Genomic DNA, 15193 nt, shown 5'->3' on the forward strand with positions numbered 1-15193 from the left:
GAAGGCTAAGTGCTATAAGGCTGTTATCGGCCACGCGGGGGATTTCTGCAATCAAAGTGACGGAAGGTGTACAAGCCTGTCCTGTGTGTACAAAAAGCCCAAAAAAAAGCCCCGCCAAGTGGCGGGGTTGAGGTACGAGCGTGGCGCTCGGAAATCGAGGCGGCAATGGCCTCCCGTCAGGGGGAGGCCGCTGCGGCTTACAGCAGGATGGTGCGGATGTCGTTCAGCAACTGGCTCAGGCGCTGGGTGAAGCGTGCCGCCGCGGCGCCGTTGATCACGCGGTGATCGTAGGACAACGACAGTGGCAGCATCAGCTTGGGCTGGAACGCTTTACCGTCCCAGACAGGCTGGATGGTTGCCTTGGACACACCCAGGATCGCCACTTCCGGCGCATTGACGATTGGCGTGAAGCCCGTACCGCCAATGTGCCCGAGACTGGAGATGGTGAAGCATGCGCCCTGCATGTCGTCCGGGGTGAGCTTCTTGTCGCGGGCCTTGGCGGCCAGCGCAGCAGCTTCGCCAGCCAGCTGCAGCAGGCTCTTCTGGTCGACGTTCTTGATGACCGGTACCAGCAGGCCGTCAGGCGTGTCGACCGCAAAGCCGATGTGCACGTACTTCTTGCGGATGATCGCTTTACCGCTTGGCGCCAGCGAGCTGTTGAAGTCCGGCAGTTCCTTGAGCAGGTGCGCACAGGCCTTGAGCAGCAGGGGCAGCACGGTCAGTTTCACACCGGCCTTCTCGGCCACGGCTTTCTGCGCAACGCGGAAGGCTTCCAGGTCGGTGATATCGGCCTGGTCGAACTGAGTCACGTGCGGGATGTTCAGCCAGCTCGCGTGCAGACCGGCCGCGCCGATCTGCATCAGGCGGGTCATCGGCACTTCTTCGATTTCGCCGAAACGGCTGAAATCGACGGTACGGATCGGCGGAATGCCCGAGCCGCCGGTAGCGCCGCCGGCAGCTGGCGCTTCCTTGGCCTTCTGCATCATGGTCTTGACGTAAGCCTGCACGTCTTCCTTCAGCACGCGACCGTGAGGACCGCTGGCCGAGACGGCGCTCAGCTCGACGCCGAATTCACGGGCCAGTTGGCGTACAGCCGGGCCGGCGTGAACCTTGGCACCGCTTGGCGCAGGTGCCGCAGCCGCCGGGGTCGGTGCGGCCTCGGCTTTTGCAGCAGGTGCCGCAGCAGGTGTTGCAGCGGCAGCGGCCGGAGCCGCTTCAGCCTTGGCAGCCGGAGCAGCCGCCGGCGCTGGCGCGGCGGCAGGCGCGGCGCCTTGTACCTTGAGCTTGAGGATGAAGTCACCGGTGCCGACTTCGTCTTCCAGCTTGACCGCAATGCTTTCCACCACGCCGGCAGCCGGCGATGGGATTTCCATGGAGGCCTTGTCGGACTCCAGGGTGATCAGCGACTGGTCGGCTTCGACGGTGTCGCCGACCTTGACCAGCAGCTCGATGATCTTGGCCTTGCCCGACGAGCCGATGTCCGGGACGTGAATGTCCTGGACGCTGGCGGCGGCAGGTGCGGCAGCCGGGGCCGCTGGGGCCTCGGCGGCAGCGGCAGGCTGTTCAGCAGCAGGTGCAGGTGCAGCGGCGGCCGGAGCGGCAGCCGCAGGGGCTGCATCGGCAGCGCCTTCGATTTCCAGCTCCAGCAGTTCGTCGCCTTCTTTCAGGCGGTCGCCCAGCTTCACTTTCAGGCTCTTGACCACACCGGCCTTGGGAGCAGGGATTTCCATGCTCGCCTTGTCCGACTCCAGGGTCAGGATGCTCTGGTCAGCTTCGACGGTGTCGCCAACCTTCACAAACAGCTCGATTACTTCACCTTCACCGCTGCCGATGTCAGGTACGCGAATGAGTTCGCTCACAAAAAATCTCCTCAGCAGTCCAGTGGGTTGCGTTTTTCCGGGTTGATCCCGAACTTGACGATAGCGTCAGCCACCACCTTGGGTTCGATCTCACCACGGTCAGCCAAGGCTTCCAGGGCTGCCAACACCACGAAGTGACGGTCGACTTCGAAGAAGTGACGCAGCTTCTTGCGGCTGTCACTGCGGCCGAAACCGTCGGTGCCCAGGACTTTGAATTCCTTGGACGGGACCCACTGGCGAATTTGTTCAGCAAACAGTTTCATGTAGTCGGTAGAGGCGATGACCGGACCTTTACGGCCGGCCAGGCATTCTTCGACATAGCTCTTGGCTGGCTTCTGGCCAGGGTGCAGGCGGTTGCTGCGCTCCACGGCCAGGCCGTCGCGACGCAGTTCGTTGAAGCTGGTCACGCTCCACACGTCGGCGCCGACGTTGAATTCGTCACGCAGGATCTTCGCCGCTTCACGCACTTCGCGCAGGATGGTGCCGGAGCCCATCAGCTGCACGTGGTGCGCCGCTTCCCTGGTGTCTTCTTCGAGCAAGTACATGCCCTTGATGATGCCTTCTTCCACGCCGGCCGGCATGGCGGGCTGCTGGTAGGACTCGTTCATCACGGTGATGTAGTAGAAAACATCCTGCTGCTCTTCGGTCATCTTCTTCATGCCGTCCTGGATGATCACCGCCAGCTCGTAGCCGTAGGTTGGATCAAAGGTGCGGCAGTTCGGGATGGTGGCAGCCAGGATGTGGCTGTGACCGTCTTCGTGTTGCAGGCCTTCGCCGTTCAGCGTGGTGCGGCCGGCGGTGCCGCCGATCAGGAAGCCACGGGTACGGCTGTCGCCGGCTGCCCAGGCCAGGTCGCCAATGCGCTGGAAGCCGAACATCGAGTAGAAGATGTAGAACGGCAGCATCGGCTGGTTGTGGCTGGAGTACGAAGTACCCGCAGCGATGAAGGAGCTCATGGCGCCCGCTTCGTTGATGCCTTCTTCGAGGATCTGGCCTTTCTTGTCTTCCTTGTAGAACATCACCTGGTCTTTATCGACTGGCTCGTAGAGCTGGCCGACGGAGGAGTAGATGCCCAACTGACGGAACATGCCTTCCATACCGAAGGTACGGGCTTCGTCCGGGATGATCGGGACGATGCGCGAACCGATTTCCTTGTCCTTGACCAGTTGCGCGAGGATGCGCACGAAGGCCATGGTGGTGGAGATTTCACGGTCGCCCGAGCCGTCCAGGATCGCCTTGAGGGTATCGAGTGGTGGCGTCGGGATGCTCATGCTCTTGGCGCGGCGTTGCGGCACGAAACCGCCCAGTGCGCTACGACGCTCGCTGAGGTAGCGGGCTTCGGCGCTGTTCGGCTCGGGCTTGAAGAACGGCAGGTTCTCCAGCTCTTCGTCCTTGACCGGGATGTCGAAGCGGTCGCGGAACAGCTTCAGGCTGTCGACGTCGACTTTCTTGGTGTTGTGCGCGGTGTTCTTCGCTTCGCCGGCACCGGTGCCATAACCCTTGATGGTCTTGGCCAGGATGACGGTCGGTTGTTCCTTGTGGTTGACCGCTTCGTGGTACGCCGCGTAGACCTTGTACGGGTCGTGGCCGCCACGGTTGAGTTTCCAGATCTCGTCGTCGGACAGGTCGGCAACCATCGCCTTGAGTTCAGGCGTGTTGAAGAAGTGCTCGCGAACGAACGCGCCGTCTTTGGCTTTGTAGTTCTGGTACTCGCCGTCGATGACTTCGTCCATGCGGCGTTGCAGGATACCGTCGACGTCCTTGGCCAGCAGTGGGTCCCAGAAGCGGCCCCAGATGACTTTGGTCACGTTCCAGTGAGCGCCGCGGAATACGCCTTCGAGTTCCTGGATTATCTTGCCGTTGCCGCGAACCGGGCCGTCGAGGCGCTGCAGGTTGCAGTTGATGACGAAGATCAGGTTGTCCAGCTTCTCGCGGCCGGCCAGGGAGATGGCGCCCAGGGATTCCGGCTCGTCGCACTCGCCGTCGCCCAGGAAGCACCAGACTTTCTGCTTGCCTTCGGGGATGAAGCCACGGGCTTCCAGGTACTTCATGAAGCGTGCCTGGTAGATCGCCTGGATCGGGCCCAGGCCCATGGATACCGTCGGGAACTGCCAGAAATCAGGCATCAGCCAAGGGTGTGGGTAGGACGACAGGCCCTGACCGTCGACTTCCTGGCGGAAGTTGTTCATTTGTTCTTCGCTGATGCGGCCTTCCATGAACGCACGGGCGTAGACGCCTGGCGAGGTGTGACCCTGGAAGTAGATCAGGTCGCCGCCGTGTTCGTCGGTCGGGGCCTGGAAGAAGTAGTTGAAGCCGATGTCATACAGGGTTGCGCTGGAAGCGAAGCTGGAGATGTGACCGCCCAGGTCCGAATCTTTCAAGTTCGTGCGCATTACCATCGCCATGGCGTTCCAGCGTACCAGCGAGCGAATGCGGCGTTCCATGAACAGGTCGCCAGGCATGCGTGCTTCGTGGGTAACGGGGATGGTGTTGCGGTATGGCGTAGTGATGGCGTAAGGCAACTGCGAGCCGCTGCGGGTCGCGAGTTCGCCCATACGGGTCATCAGGTAATGAGCACGGTCTTCGCCTTCTTTGTCGAGAACCGATTCCAGGGCGTCCAGCCATTCCTGGGTTTCGACGGGATCGAGGTCTTGCATGGCTTGCTCCAGGGCGGAAAGGCTACCAGAATCGGTTGCCTGAAGTTTGCGACTGGCCTTGTGGGCAGACGACATAAATTCTTGGATGGCCGAAGGTTGCTTCGGCGTCCTGTAGTTTTACTACAAATCGTCGGCCATTTCAGCCTTTCGAATGTATATACGAGTAGTAAAACTACACAAGACTGAGCGTATGGCTCGGTCTGTCTGGTGAGCATAATCGTTATTGTTGGTCTATTGCGAACAAGAAAAGGTGAAAGTTTGATGTTGCCTGCCAAGATTAATTTAATTTCAGCTATTTCTAACTTTTGTTCGACAGTCCTTCATCGAGCAGGGCTCCTGCGTTCACAACTACCCGCCATTTACCCGCCGATCAAGGATAGACCATGAGCCTTCCAACGCTGGCCGAACTGCCGGCCATTCTGTTGCCTTATGCCAGCCGGGCCGAGCAGTCATTTCGTGACGCCGTGGCCGCGCTGGATGACGATCATGGCCTTTCTGGCTGGACGCCGCAACGCTGGGCCGACTTCGCGCGGGTGTGCGCCGCCAGTGATTTCGTGATTGAACAGAGTGTTCGTGACCCTTTGATGTTGCTCGAACTGGTGGCCTGGGGTGAGCTGGACCGCAGTTTTGCGCCAGGTGAACTGTGCGGGCAGATTGCCGGTGCCGTGCAACAGGCTGAAACAGAAGACCAGATGGGCCGTGTACTGCGCCGCCAGCGCACGCGCCAGCAGGTGCGCATCATCTGGCGCGACCTGACCCGCCAGGCTGACCTGGTGCAAACCTGTCGCGATCTCTCCGACATGGCCGACGCCTGTATCGACCAGGCCTATCAGTGGCTGTACCAGCGCCATTGCGTGCAGTTCGGCACGCCCACCGGGCGGCGCAGCGGTGAGGCGCAGCACATGGTCATCCTCGGCATGGGCAAGCTTGGGGCGGTGGAGCTGAACCTGTCGTCGGATATCGACCTGATCTTCGCTTACCCCGAAGGCGGCGAGACAGTGGGGGTCAAGCGCTCCCTGGATAACCAGGAGTTTTTCATCCGTCTTGGTCAAAAATTGATCAAGGCGCTCGACCCGATGACGGTCGACGGTTTCGTGTTCCGCGTTGACATGCGCCTGCGCCCCTACGGTTCGGCGGGCGCGCTGGTGCTCAGCTTCAATGCGCTGGAGCAGTACTACCAGGACCAGGGCCGCGACTGGGAACGCTACGCCATGATCAAGGCCCGCGTCGTCGCCGGGGACCAGGTGGCCGGCGCGCAACTGCTCGACATGCTGCGCCCGTTCGTCTATCGCCGTTACCTGGATTTCTCGGCCATCGAAGCGCTGCGCACCATGAAGCAGTTGATCCAGCAGGAAGTTCGGCGCAAAGGCATGGCCGACAATATCAAGCTGGGTTCGGGCGGTATTCGCGAGGTGGAATTTATCGCCCAGGCGTTTCAACTGATCCACGGTGGTCGCGACCTCAGCCTGCAGCAACGCCCGCTGTTGAACGTGCTCGGCACCCTGGAAGGCCAGGGCTACCTGCCGCCGGCGGTGATCGCCGAGCTGCGCAATGGCTACGAATTCCTGCGTTACACCGAACACGCGATCCAGGCGATTGCCGATCGCCAGACCCAGATGCTCCCGGACAGCCCCGAAGACCAGGCGCGCATTGCCTTCATGCTGGGCTTTGCCGATTGGGCCGCGTTCCACGAGCGCCTGATGTATTGGCGTGGGCGGGTGGATTGGCATTTCCGCCAAGTGATTGCCGACCCTGATGAAGAAGAGGGTGAAGAAAGCGAGTTGGTCGTCGGCGGAGAATGGCTGCCGCTGTGGGAAGAGTCCCAGGACGACGACGCGGCCTGCCGCCAATTGGGCGAAGGCGGCTTTACTGACGCGCCCAAGGCGCTCAAAGCCCTGGCCGGCCTGCGCGGTAGCCCGCAACTGCGCGCCATGCAGCGCCTCGGTCGCGAGCGGCTGGATGCGTTTATCCCGCGCTTGCTGGCGCAGGCGGTCGAGCACGCCAATCCGGACCTGGTACTGGAGCGCGTATTGCCGCTGGTGGAAGCCGTCGCCCGGCGTTCCGCGTACCTGGTGCTGCTCACCGAAAACCCCGACGCCCTGCGCCGTCTGCTGACCCTGTGCGCCGCGAGCCCGTGGATCGCCGAGCAGATCACGCGCTTTCCGCTGTTGCTGGATGAATTGCTCAACGAAGGGCGCCTGTTCAAGCCACCGCTGGCGCCGGAACTGGCCGCCGAGTTGCGCGAGCGCCTCACGCGTATCCCCGAAGACGACCTCGAGCAGCAGATGGAAGCGCTGCGCCATTTCAAACTGGCGCACCGTCTGCGCGTGGCCGCGTCGGAAATCGCCGGTAGCCTGCCGTTGATGAAAGTCAGCGACTACCTCACCTGGCTCGCCGAAGCCATTCTCGAGCAAGTGCTGGCCCTGGCCTGGCGCCAGACTGTGGCCCGGCATGGCTCGCCGCAACGGCTGGACGGCAGCCTGTGCGATCCCGGGTTCATCATTGTCGGTTACGGAAAGGTCGGCGGTATCGAACTGGGGCATGGTTCGGACCTGGACCTGGTGTTTATCCATGACGGCGACCCGCAGGCCGAGACCGACGGCGCCAAGCCGATCGACGGCGCGCAGTTCTTCACGCGCCTGGGCCAGCGCATCATTCACCTGCTGACCACCCAGACCAACTCCGGCCAGTTGTACGAAGTGGATATGCGTCTGCGACCTTCAGGGGCGTCCGGCTTGTTGGTCAGTTCGCTGGGCGCGTTCGACCGCTATCAACAAAATGAAGCCTGGACCTGGGAGCATCAGGCGCTGATTCGCGCACGTGTCCTGGTCGGCAGCCAGGATGTGGGCCATGCATTCGAGCAGGTACGCGCTAACGTGTTGGGGCGTGAGCGGGATCTGGCCAAGCTGCGCCTGGAGGTCAGTGAGATGCGCGCCAAGATGCGCGATAACCTGGGTACCAGGGCCACAGCGGCCGGCAGGGGCGCCAATGCCTTTGAAGCCACGGCGCTGTTCGACCTCAAGCAGGACGCCGGAGGTATCGTCGATATTGAATTTATGGTGCAATACGCGGCTTTGGCGTGGTCTGCGCAACATCCATCGTTGCTGCGCTACACCGACAATATCCGCATCCTCGAGGGCCTGGAGCAGGTCGGGCTGATGCCCGCCGCCGATGCTCACTTGTTGCGTGAAGTGTATAAGGCCTACCGCTCAGCCGCGCACCGCCAAGCCTTGCAGAACGAGGCCGGTACGGTGCCCGGTGACCAGTTCGCCGACGAACGGCGACAGGTGATGCGAATCTGGCAAACGCTGGGCTTGAGCTGAAACACTATTAGGGCGGGGAGGCATAAGCCTCCCCGCATCGTTTGTGGAAATGACATGAATATTCTGATCGTTGGGCCCAGCTGGGTCGGAGACATGGTGATGGCGCAGACACTGTTCCAGTGCCTGCGGCTGCGCTATCCGGACTGCCAGATCGACGTGCTCGCCCCTGAATGGAGCCGGCCGATCCTTGAGCGCATGCCGCAAGTGCGCAAGGCCTTGAGCTTTCCGCTCGGCCATGGCGCGCTGGAATTGGCGACCCGCCGTCGCATCGGCAAAGCCATGGCCGGCCAGTACGACCAGGCCATCTTGTTGCCCAACTCGCTGAAGTCGGCGCTGGTGCCGTTTTTTGCCGGCATCCCCAAGCGTACCGGCTGGCGCGGCGAGTTTCGCTACGTGCTGCTCAATGACGTACGCACCCTGGATAAAGCCCGCTACCCGCTGATGATCGAACGTTTCATGGCCCTGGCCTACGAGCCGGGCGCGCAATTGCCCGAGCCGTACCCGCGCCCCAGCTTGCAGATTGACCCGGTGACCCGTGCTGCGGCGTTGGCCAAGTTCGGCCTGACGCTGGATCGCCCGGTATTGGCGCTGTGCCCGGGCGCCGAGTTCGGCGAGTCCAAGCGCTGGCCGTCGGAGCACTACGCCAACGTTGCCGAGACCAGGATTCGCGAAGGCTGGCAGGTGTGGCTGTTTGGCTCCAAAAACGATCATTCGGTGGGTGAGGATATTCGCCAGCGCCTGATTCCGGGCCTGCGCGAAGAGGCGGTCAACCTCAGTGGCGAAACGTCCCTGGCCGAGGCCATCGACTTGCTGTCCTGCGCCGACGCGGTGGTGTCCAATGACTCCGGCCTGATGCACGTCGCCGCCGCGCTGAATCGTCCCTTGGTGGCGGTGTACGGCTCGACGTCACCCGGCTTCACCCCGCCCCTGGCGGACAAGGTCGAAGTGGTGCGCCTGGGCCTGGATTGCAGCCCCTGTTTTGAGCGCACCTGCCGTTTCGGCCACTACAATTGCCTGCGCCAATTGCTGCCGCAGCCGGTGAACGATGCCTTGCAGCGATTGCAGGGCGACGTGGTCGAGGTTCATTGAGTTGCGGGTACTGGTAATCAAGACCTCATCCCTGGGCGACGTGATCCACGCCTTGCCGGCACTGACCGACGCGGCGCGGGCGATCCCCGGCATCCGTTTCGATTGGGTGGTGGAAGAAGGCTTCGCCGAAATCCCGACCTGGCACCCGGCGGTGGACAAGGTGATCCCGGTGGCGATTCGTCGCTGGCGCAAGAACCTCTGGCAAACCCTCAAGAGCGGCGAATGGCGGCGGTTCAAACAGGCAGTGCAGTCGACCCGATATGACCTGGTGATCGACGCCCAGGGCCTGTTGAAAAGTGCCTGGCTGACGCGCTACGTGCGGGCGCCGGTAGCCGGGTTCGATAAAAGCTCGGCACGCGAACCCCTGGCGGCGCACTTTTATTCCCGCCGCCTGGCCGTGGCCCGTGGGCAGCATGCGGTGGAGCGTTTGCGCCAACTGTTTGCCGTGGCGTTGGGTTACGACCTGCCCAAGGGCCTGGGCGACTATGGCCTGAGCGGCGAGAAACTGCTGGGCCTGCCGCCGAAGAAACCCTTCGTGCTGCTGCTGCACGGCACGACCTGGGACACCAAGCACTGGCCCGAGGCCTACTGGCGCGAACTGGCCGAACGCATGGGCCGCCTGGGCGTGGACGTGAAATTGCCGTGGGGCAACGCCGTCGAAAAAGCCCGCGCCGAGCGCCTGGCTCAAGGCCTGGCCAATGCCGAAGTGCTGCCAAAACTGAACCTGGCGGGCGTGGCCCGTGTGTTGGCCGGTGCCCGTGCCTGTGTGGCGGTGGATACCGGCCTGGGCCATCTGGCGGCTGCGCTGGATGTGCCGACCATTTCGCTGTTCGGGCCGACCAATCCTGGGCTCACCGGCGCCTACGGCAAAGCCCAGATCCACCTGGCCAGCGACTGGCCGTGTGCGCCGTGCCTGCAAAAGCAATGCACTTATCAACCCACCGCCGATGACCTGCGGCGGTTCGACATCAAGCGCGAGTCGCCGCTGTGCTTCACGCGCCTGAATCCTGAGCGTGTAGCGAGCCGGCTGAGCACGTTGTTACTGGCTGAGGAGCTGCACTGATGCAACTGGCTTTCGTACTGTACAAATACTTTCCCTTCGGTGGCCTGCAGCGCGACTTCATGCGCATCGCCCTGGAGTGCCAGCAACGCGGACATAAAATCCGCGTGTACACCTTGATCTGGGAGGGTGATATCCCGCCGGGCTTTGAAGTGCTGGTGGCACCGGTCAAGGCCTTCTTCAACCATCGGCGCAACGAAAAGCTCAGCGCCTGGATGAAAGCCGACCTTGCCAGGCGCCCGGTGGATCGCCTGATCGGCTTCAACAAGATGCCCGACCTGGACGTGTACTACGCCGCTGATGGCTGCTTTGAAGACAAGGCGCAAAACCTGCGTCATTCGCTGTACCGCTATTTTGCTCGTTACAAGCACTTTGCCGACTACGAGCGCGCGGTGTTTGCCAAGGACGCCAAGACCGAAATCCTGATGATTTCCGAGGTGCAGCAACCGCTGTTCATCAAGCATTACGCCACACCGCTGGAACGCTTCCATTTGCTGCCGCCGGGCATTGCCCAGGATCGCCGTGCGCCGCCGGATGCGGCCCGGATTCGCGAAGGGTTTCGCAAGGAATTCGGCCTGGGCGAGGATGACTTGCTGCTGGTGCAGATCGGTTCCGGCTTCAAGACCAAGGGCGTCGACCGCAGCCTCAAGGCGCTGGCGGCGTTACCGTCCGAATTGAAGAAACGCACCCGTCTGTTTGTAATCGGCCAGGACGACCCCAAAGTATTCCAATTGCAGAGCGCCACATTGGGTTTGGGCGATAACGTGCAGTTCCTCAAGGGGCGCAGCGACATCCCGCGTTTCCTGCTGGGCGCCGACCTGTTGATCCACCCGGCGTATAACGAAAACACCGGCACTGTTCTGCTCGAAGCCCTGGTGGCCGGGTTGCCGGTGCTGGTCTCGGCGGTCTGTGGTTATGCCCATTACATCGGCGAAGCCGACAGTGGCCTGGTGCTGGATGAGCCGTTCGACCAGACGCAGCTCAACGGGTACCTGGCGCGGATGTTGTCTGATTCTGCACAGCGCGCGGCCTGGGGCCGCAATGGGTTGGCCTTCGCCGAGACGGCCGACCTCTACAGCATGCCGCAGCACGCTGCGGATGTGATTCTGGCGGAGCCAAAACCATGAAATTGATGCTTGCCGAACCGTTCAAAACCCTCTGGGCCGGGGACGATGCGTTCGCCGCTGTCGAGCGCCTGGAAGGCGAGGTGTACCGTGAACTGGAGGCGCGTCGCACACTGCGTACCGAGGTGGATGGCCGCGGCTATTTTGTGAAGATCCACCGTGGGATCGGCTGGGGCGAGATCGTCAAGAACCTGGTCACCGCCAAGCTGCCAGTGCTGGGCGCCGGTCAGGAATGGCTGGCGATCCAGCGCTTGCAGGCACTGGGCGTGCCGACCATGACCGCCGTGGCCTATGGCGAGCGCGGCAGTAACCCGGCTGATCAGCACTCGTTCATCATTACCGAAGAATTGGCGCCGACTGTCAGCCTGGAAGATTTCAGTATCGACTGGCTCAAGCAGCCGCCGCAGCCGCGTCTCAAGCGCGCGCTGATCGCCGAAGTGGCGCGCATGACCGGCATGATGCATCGCGGCGGCGTCAACCACCGTGATTGCTACATCTGCCACTTCCTGCTGCACACCGATACAGCGGTGACGGCCGACAATTTCAAACTCTCGATCATCGACCTGCACCGCGCCCAGACCCGCGACCGGATCAGCCGGCGCTGGCGCGACAAGGACCTGGCGGCCCTGTACTTCTCGGCGCTGGACATCGGTCTGACCCGCCGCGACAAACTGCGCTTTCTCAAGGGCTATTTCCAGCAGCCGCTGCGCCAGATCATCGCCGAGGAAAGCGCCCTGTTGCTGTGGCTGCAAGGCAAGGCCGACAAGCTCTACGCGCGCAAGCAGCGTTACGGGGATGCGCTCTGATGGCGGGTTGGACGCTGGAACCGGCCTACGCTGCGCTCTCGGACGACTTTGGCAGCCTGGAAGCGGTGTTCGCCCTGCAGGGTGAGCGCCTGACCCGCGATCCGCTGTCGGAAGTGATCCGGGTGGAGCGGGGCGGGATCAATTATTACGTCAAGCGCTATGTCGGTGCCGGCAAAGGCCTGCGCCGCTACCTGGGCAAGCCGCGGGTGAAGTCCGAATGGCAGAACCTCAAGCGCTTCGCCAAATGGGGCATTCCCACCGCCGATGTGGTGGCCTGGGGCCTGGATCGCAAGGGCCTGGCCTATGACCGCGGTGCAATGATCACCCGGGAATTGCCCAGGACCGAGGATATGTCGCTGTTGGCCGAGCGTAATGACCCGCGCCTGAAAGACCCTCGCTGGGTTGACGGTATCAGCCGTCAGCTCGCCGAGTACACGCGGACCATGCACGATCATCGCTTCACCCATAACGACTTGAAGTGGCGCAACCTGCTGGTGGACGATCAGCGCACCCTTTACATGATCGACTGTCCCAACGGTGACTTCTGGCGCGGCTTCTGGCTCAAATACCGCATTACCAAGGACCTGGCCTGCCTGGACAAGGTCGCCAAGTATCACCTGTCGGCCACCCAGCGCCTGCGTTTCTACATGCAATACCGCCAACGCACGCACCTGACGACGTCAGACAAACAACGGATTCGCCATGTGGTGAAGTTTTTCGAGGGGCGTGAATGAGTGATTTCCTGGCGGCCGAAGACCGCGCGTTGCTTGAGCGCAACGGCCTGGCTACCTTCGACACGTTGTGGGCCAAGCAACTGGATGCGGTGGATGAGCCCAACACCAGCGGCGACGGATGGAGCAGCGTGTATCGCCTGGAACTTGAAGGTCAGGGTTACTACCTCAAGCGCCAGAGCAACTACCTGACGCGTACCTTGCACCGGCCGTTCGGCGAGCCAAGTTTTGCCCGTGAGTTTCGCAATATCAGCCTGTACCGCAAGCTGGGCATTCCTGCCTTGCAGGCGGCGTTCTTCGGCGAGCGCAGGGTCAAGGGCGAGCGCCGCGCGATGTTGCTTACCCGCGCCCTGGACGGTTGGAATGACCTGGACTCGTTGCTGGAGCACTGGTCGCAGTCGAGCGACGTCCAGCAACGCGCCATCCTGCTGGCGTGCGGCAGGCTTGCGCGTCATTTGCACAGCGTAGGGCAGGTGCACGGCTGTTTTTATCCCAAGCATATTTTCCTGCAGGCCACCGCTGACGGTTACGCCGCGCAGTTGATCGACCTCGAGAAAACCCGCCCGCTGTTGTTCGGCTGGCGTGACCGGGTCAAGGACCTGGAGCCGCTGCTGCGGCGCGCGCCGCAGTGGTCGGATGCGCAGGTGCGACAACTCCTGGCGGCGTATCTTGAGCAACCTGAAGACAGTGCACTGGTCGCCACCTGGTATCAGCGTCTTACCGCGCGCCGCAGCCACAAGGAGAACCGCTGATGCGTTTATCCGAGCTGAAAAACGCCGGCCGTACTCCCAGCCTGCCGCTGACCCTCGACCTGGTCGATGCGGCAGGCCCTGGGCAATTGCAACTGCTCAGCCTGCTGCGGGTATTGCCGGGGCAGCGCTACGTCGGCGCCGCGGTGTGGCGCGGTCGCCCGGTGCTGGCCAAGCTGCTGGTTGGCAGCTCGGCGGCGCGGCATTTCCAGCGTGAGCGCAGTGGGGTGCGTGTGCTGGCCGAACAAGGCCTGACCACGCCGCTGTTGCTGGCCGACGGTTTGCAGGAAGGCGAGGGTGGCTGGCTGCTGTTCGAGTTTCTTGAAGACGCCCACAGCCTGGCCGACGCCTGGCACGCTGTCGAAGGCCTGCCGCCATTGGCCGACGAACAAACCGCCGTGCTCGCCGAAGCGCTGGGCGCGATTGCGCAAATGCATGCCAAGGGCTTGTGGCAGGAAGACCTGCACCTGGACAACCTGCTGCGCCAGGGCGGCAGGCTGTATCTGATCGATGGCGCGGGGATTCGTGTCGAAGAGGCGGGCAAGCCGCTGTCGCGCAATCGCGTGCTGGAAAACCTCGGGGTGTTCTTTGCCCAGTTGCCGAAAAACCTCGCGCCTTTTACCGAAGAATTGCTGGTGTATTACCTGCTGGCCAACGGCGAACATGCCTTGCCGCTGGAGGCTCTCGAAAAGCAGGTGCGCAAAGTCAGCGCCTGGCGCTTGCGCGACTACCTGAACAAGGTCGGCCGCGAGTGCACCCTGTTCAGCGTGGTGCGTGGCGCCTTTGGCCTGCGTGCGATCCGTCGTGAGGAAGAGGCGGCCATGCTGCCAGTGCTTGAAAAGGCCGATGCGCTGCTTGACCAGGGCCATCTGTACAAGACCGGCGGCGCCGCGAGCGTGGCCAGGGTCGAAGTGGCCGGCCGGCCTCTGGTGATCAAGCGCTACAACATCAAGGGTTTCACCCACTGGCTCAAACGCTTCTGGCGTCCGAGCCGTGCCTGGCATTCCTGGCGCGAAGGCAATCGCCTGGCGTTCCTCGGCTTTGCTACGCCCAAGCCGCTGGCGGTCCTGGAGAAGCGCTTTTTCTGGTTGCGCAGCCGTGCCTATCTGGTCACCGAATACCTGCCGGGGCCGGACATCATCGAGCGCTTTGCGCCCTATGTCGAACGCGGCGACGCGCCGGAAGATGAACTGCTGGCGCTGGACCAGTTGTTCGCCGAGTTGATCGAAGCGCGCATCAGCCATGGGGATTTCAAGGGGCATAACCTGTTCTGGAGCGAAGGACGCTGGGCGATGATCGATCTGGATGCGATGTGCCAGCACCCCTCGGTCGCCAGCTTCGCTGCGGCGTATGCCAAGGATCGTGCGCGGTTCATGCGTAACTGGCCGCAGGACAGTGCGTTGTATCAGGTGATCGATCAGCGGTTGCCCAACGAGGTCAGCGTCGCCGGGTGAAGCGGGCCTGCGGCCCTATCGGGGGCAAGCCCCCTCCCACACTGACTGTGTTCACACCTTCAGATGTGTAAATACCGTCAAATGTGGGAGGGGGCTTGCCCCGATGCGGTGTGTCAGTGGATGCATGTGTAACTGACCCACTGCTATCGGGAGCAAGCCCCCTCCCACACTGGCTGTGTTCACACCTTCAGATATGTAAATACAGTCAAATCTGGAAGGGGGCTTGCCCCAATGCGGTGTGTCAGTGAATGCATGTGTAACTGACCCACTGCTATCGGGAGCAAGCCCCCTCCCACACTGACTGTGTTCACAGCTTCAGATGTGTAAATACCGTCAAATGT

At 62.3% G+C, this 15193-nt stretch carries 10 protein-coding genes; 8 read left to right on the forward strand and 2 right to left on the reverse strand.

Annotated elements, in window-relative coordinates:
- Positions 1 to 197: 197 nt before the first annotated feature.
- Positions 198 to 1859: a dihydrolipoyllysine-residue acetyltransferase gene (gene aceF / locus PspCFBP13528_RS08450; protein ID WP_137199985.1), complete on the reverse strand. Its 1662-nt coding sequence runs from the start codon at positions 1857 to 1859 to the stop codon at positions 198 to 200.
- An 11-nt stretch (positions 1860 to 1870) separates the two neighbouring features.
- Positions 1871 to 4516: a pyruvate dehydrogenase (acetyl-transferring), homodimeric type gene (gene aceE, locus PspCFBP13528_RS08455; RefSeq protein ID WP_065886576.1), complete on the reverse strand. Its 2646-nt coding sequence runs from the start codon at positions 4514 to 4516 to the stop codon at positions 1871 to 1873.
- Positions 4517 to 4899: 383 nt separating this feature from the next.
- Here aceE and glnE point away from each other — a divergent pair, with 383 nt between their 5' ends.
- From glnE to PspCFBP13528_RS08495, 8 genes are read left to right on the forward strand one after another with little or no spacing between them, the layout of a single operon-like run.
- The gene (gene glnE, locus PspCFBP13528_RS08460; protein ID WP_065951560.1) at positions 4900 to 7839 is read left to right on the forward strand and encodes a bifunctional [glutamate--ammonia ligase]-adenylyl-L-tyrosine phosphorylase/[glutamate--ammonia-ligase] adenylyltransferase; all 2940 of its coding nucleotides are present in this window, start codon (positions 4900 to 4902) and stop codon (positions 7837 to 7839) included.
- Between the two features lie 54 nt (positions 7840 to 7893).
- Positions 7894 to 8928 carry a lipopolysaccharide heptosyltransferase II gene (gene waaF / locus PspCFBP13528_RS08465; protein ID WP_065951559.1) on the forward strand — a complete coding sequence of 345 codons (1035 nt, stop codon included), beginning with the start codon at positions 7894 to 7896 and terminating at the stop codon, positions 8926 to 8928.
- A 1-nt stretch (position 8929) separates the two neighbouring features.
- A complete protein-coding gene (waaC, locus tag PspCFBP13528_RS08470) occupies positions 8930 to 9991 on the forward strand; it encodes a lipopolysaccharide heptosyltransferase I (RefSeq protein ID WP_101218985.1) in 1062 nt (353 codons plus the stop codon).
- Positions 9991 to 11115, forward strand: a complete 1125-nt coding sequence (locus PspCFBP13528_RS08475; RefSeq protein ID WP_137199986.1) for a glycosyltransferase family 4 protein — start codon at positions 9991 to 9993, stop codon at positions 11113 to 11115. The genes waaC and PspCFBP13528_RS08475 overlap by 1 nt, the downstream gene beginning before the upstream one ends.
- Complete coding sequence (gene rfaP / locus PspCFBP13528_RS08480) at positions 11112 to 11918, forward strand: lipopolysaccharide core heptose(I) kinase RfaP (protein WP_137199987.1); 807 nt, start codon at positions 11112 to 11114, stop codon at positions 11916 to 11918. Before PspCFBP13528_RS08475 ends, rfaP begins: the two co-directional genes overlap by 4 nt.
- Positions 11918 to 12652 carry a lipopolysaccharide kinase InaA family protein gene (locus PspCFBP13528_RS08485; RefSeq protein ID WP_065951555.1) on the forward strand — a complete coding sequence of 245 codons (735 nt, stop codon included), beginning with the start codon at positions 11918 to 11920 and terminating at the stop codon, positions 12650 to 12652. Before rfaP ends, PspCFBP13528_RS08485 begins: the two co-directional genes overlap by 1 nt.
- Positions 12649 to 13401, forward strand: coding sequence for a lipopolysaccharide kinase InaA family protein (locus PspCFBP13528_RS08490; RefSeq protein ID WP_101218982.1), 753 nt, complete (start codon positions 12649 to 12651; stop codon positions 13399 to 13401). The genes PspCFBP13528_RS08485 and PspCFBP13528_RS08490 overlap by 4 nt, the downstream gene beginning before the upstream one ends.
- Complete coding sequence (locus tag PspCFBP13528_RS08495) at positions 13401 to 14852, forward strand: lipopolysaccharide kinase InaA family protein (protein ID WP_137199988.1); 1452 nt, start codon at positions 13401 to 13403, stop codon at positions 14850 to 14852. The genes PspCFBP13528_RS08490 and PspCFBP13528_RS08495 overlap by 1 nt, the downstream gene beginning before the upstream one ends.
- The last annotated feature ends 341 nt before the right edge of the window (positions 14853 to 15193 follow it).

Origin of the sequence: Pseudomonas sp. CFBP13528 (genome assembly GCF_005233615.1) — a bacterium.
Lineage (GTDB): Bacteria > Pseudomonadota > Gammaproteobacteria > Pseudomonadales > Pseudomonadaceae > Aquipseudomonas > Aquipseudomonas fluorescens_AM.

Excerpts from the sequence above, each read along its gene's own strand:
- PspCFBP13528_RS08495 (WP_137199988.1), top strand. The coding sequence starts at position 13,401 with ATGCGTTTATCCGAGCTGAAAAACGCCGGCCGTACTCCCAGCCTGCCG.
- PspCFBP13528_RS08485 (WP_065951555.1), top strand. The coding sequence starts at position 11,918 with ATGGCGGGTTGGACGCTGGAACCGGCCTACGCTGCGCTCTCGGACGAC.
- glnE (WP_065951560.1), top strand. The coding sequence starts at position 4,900 with ATGAGCCTTCCAACGCTGGCCGAACTGCCGGCCATTCTGTTGCCTTAT.
- waaF (WP_065951559.1), top strand. The coding sequence starts at position 7,894 with ATGAATATTCTGATCGTTGGGCCCAGCTGGGTCGGAGACATGGTGATG.
- aceE (WP_065886576.1), bottom strand. The coding sequence starts at position 4,516 with ATGCAAGACCTCGATCCCGTCGAAACCCAGGAATGGCTGGACGCCCTG.
- PspCFBP13528_RS08490 (WP_101218982.1), top strand. The coding sequence starts at position 12,649 with ATGAGTGATTTCCTGGCGGCCGAAGACCGCGCGTTGCTTGAGCGCAAC.
- rfaP (WP_137199987.1), top strand. The coding sequence starts at position 11,112 with ATGAAATTGATGCTTGCCGAACCGTTCAAAACCCTCTGGGCCGGGGAC.
- PspCFBP13528_RS08475 (WP_137199986.1), top strand. The coding sequence starts at position 9,991 with ATGCAACTGGCTTTCGTACTGTACAAATACTTTCCCTTCGGTGGCCTG.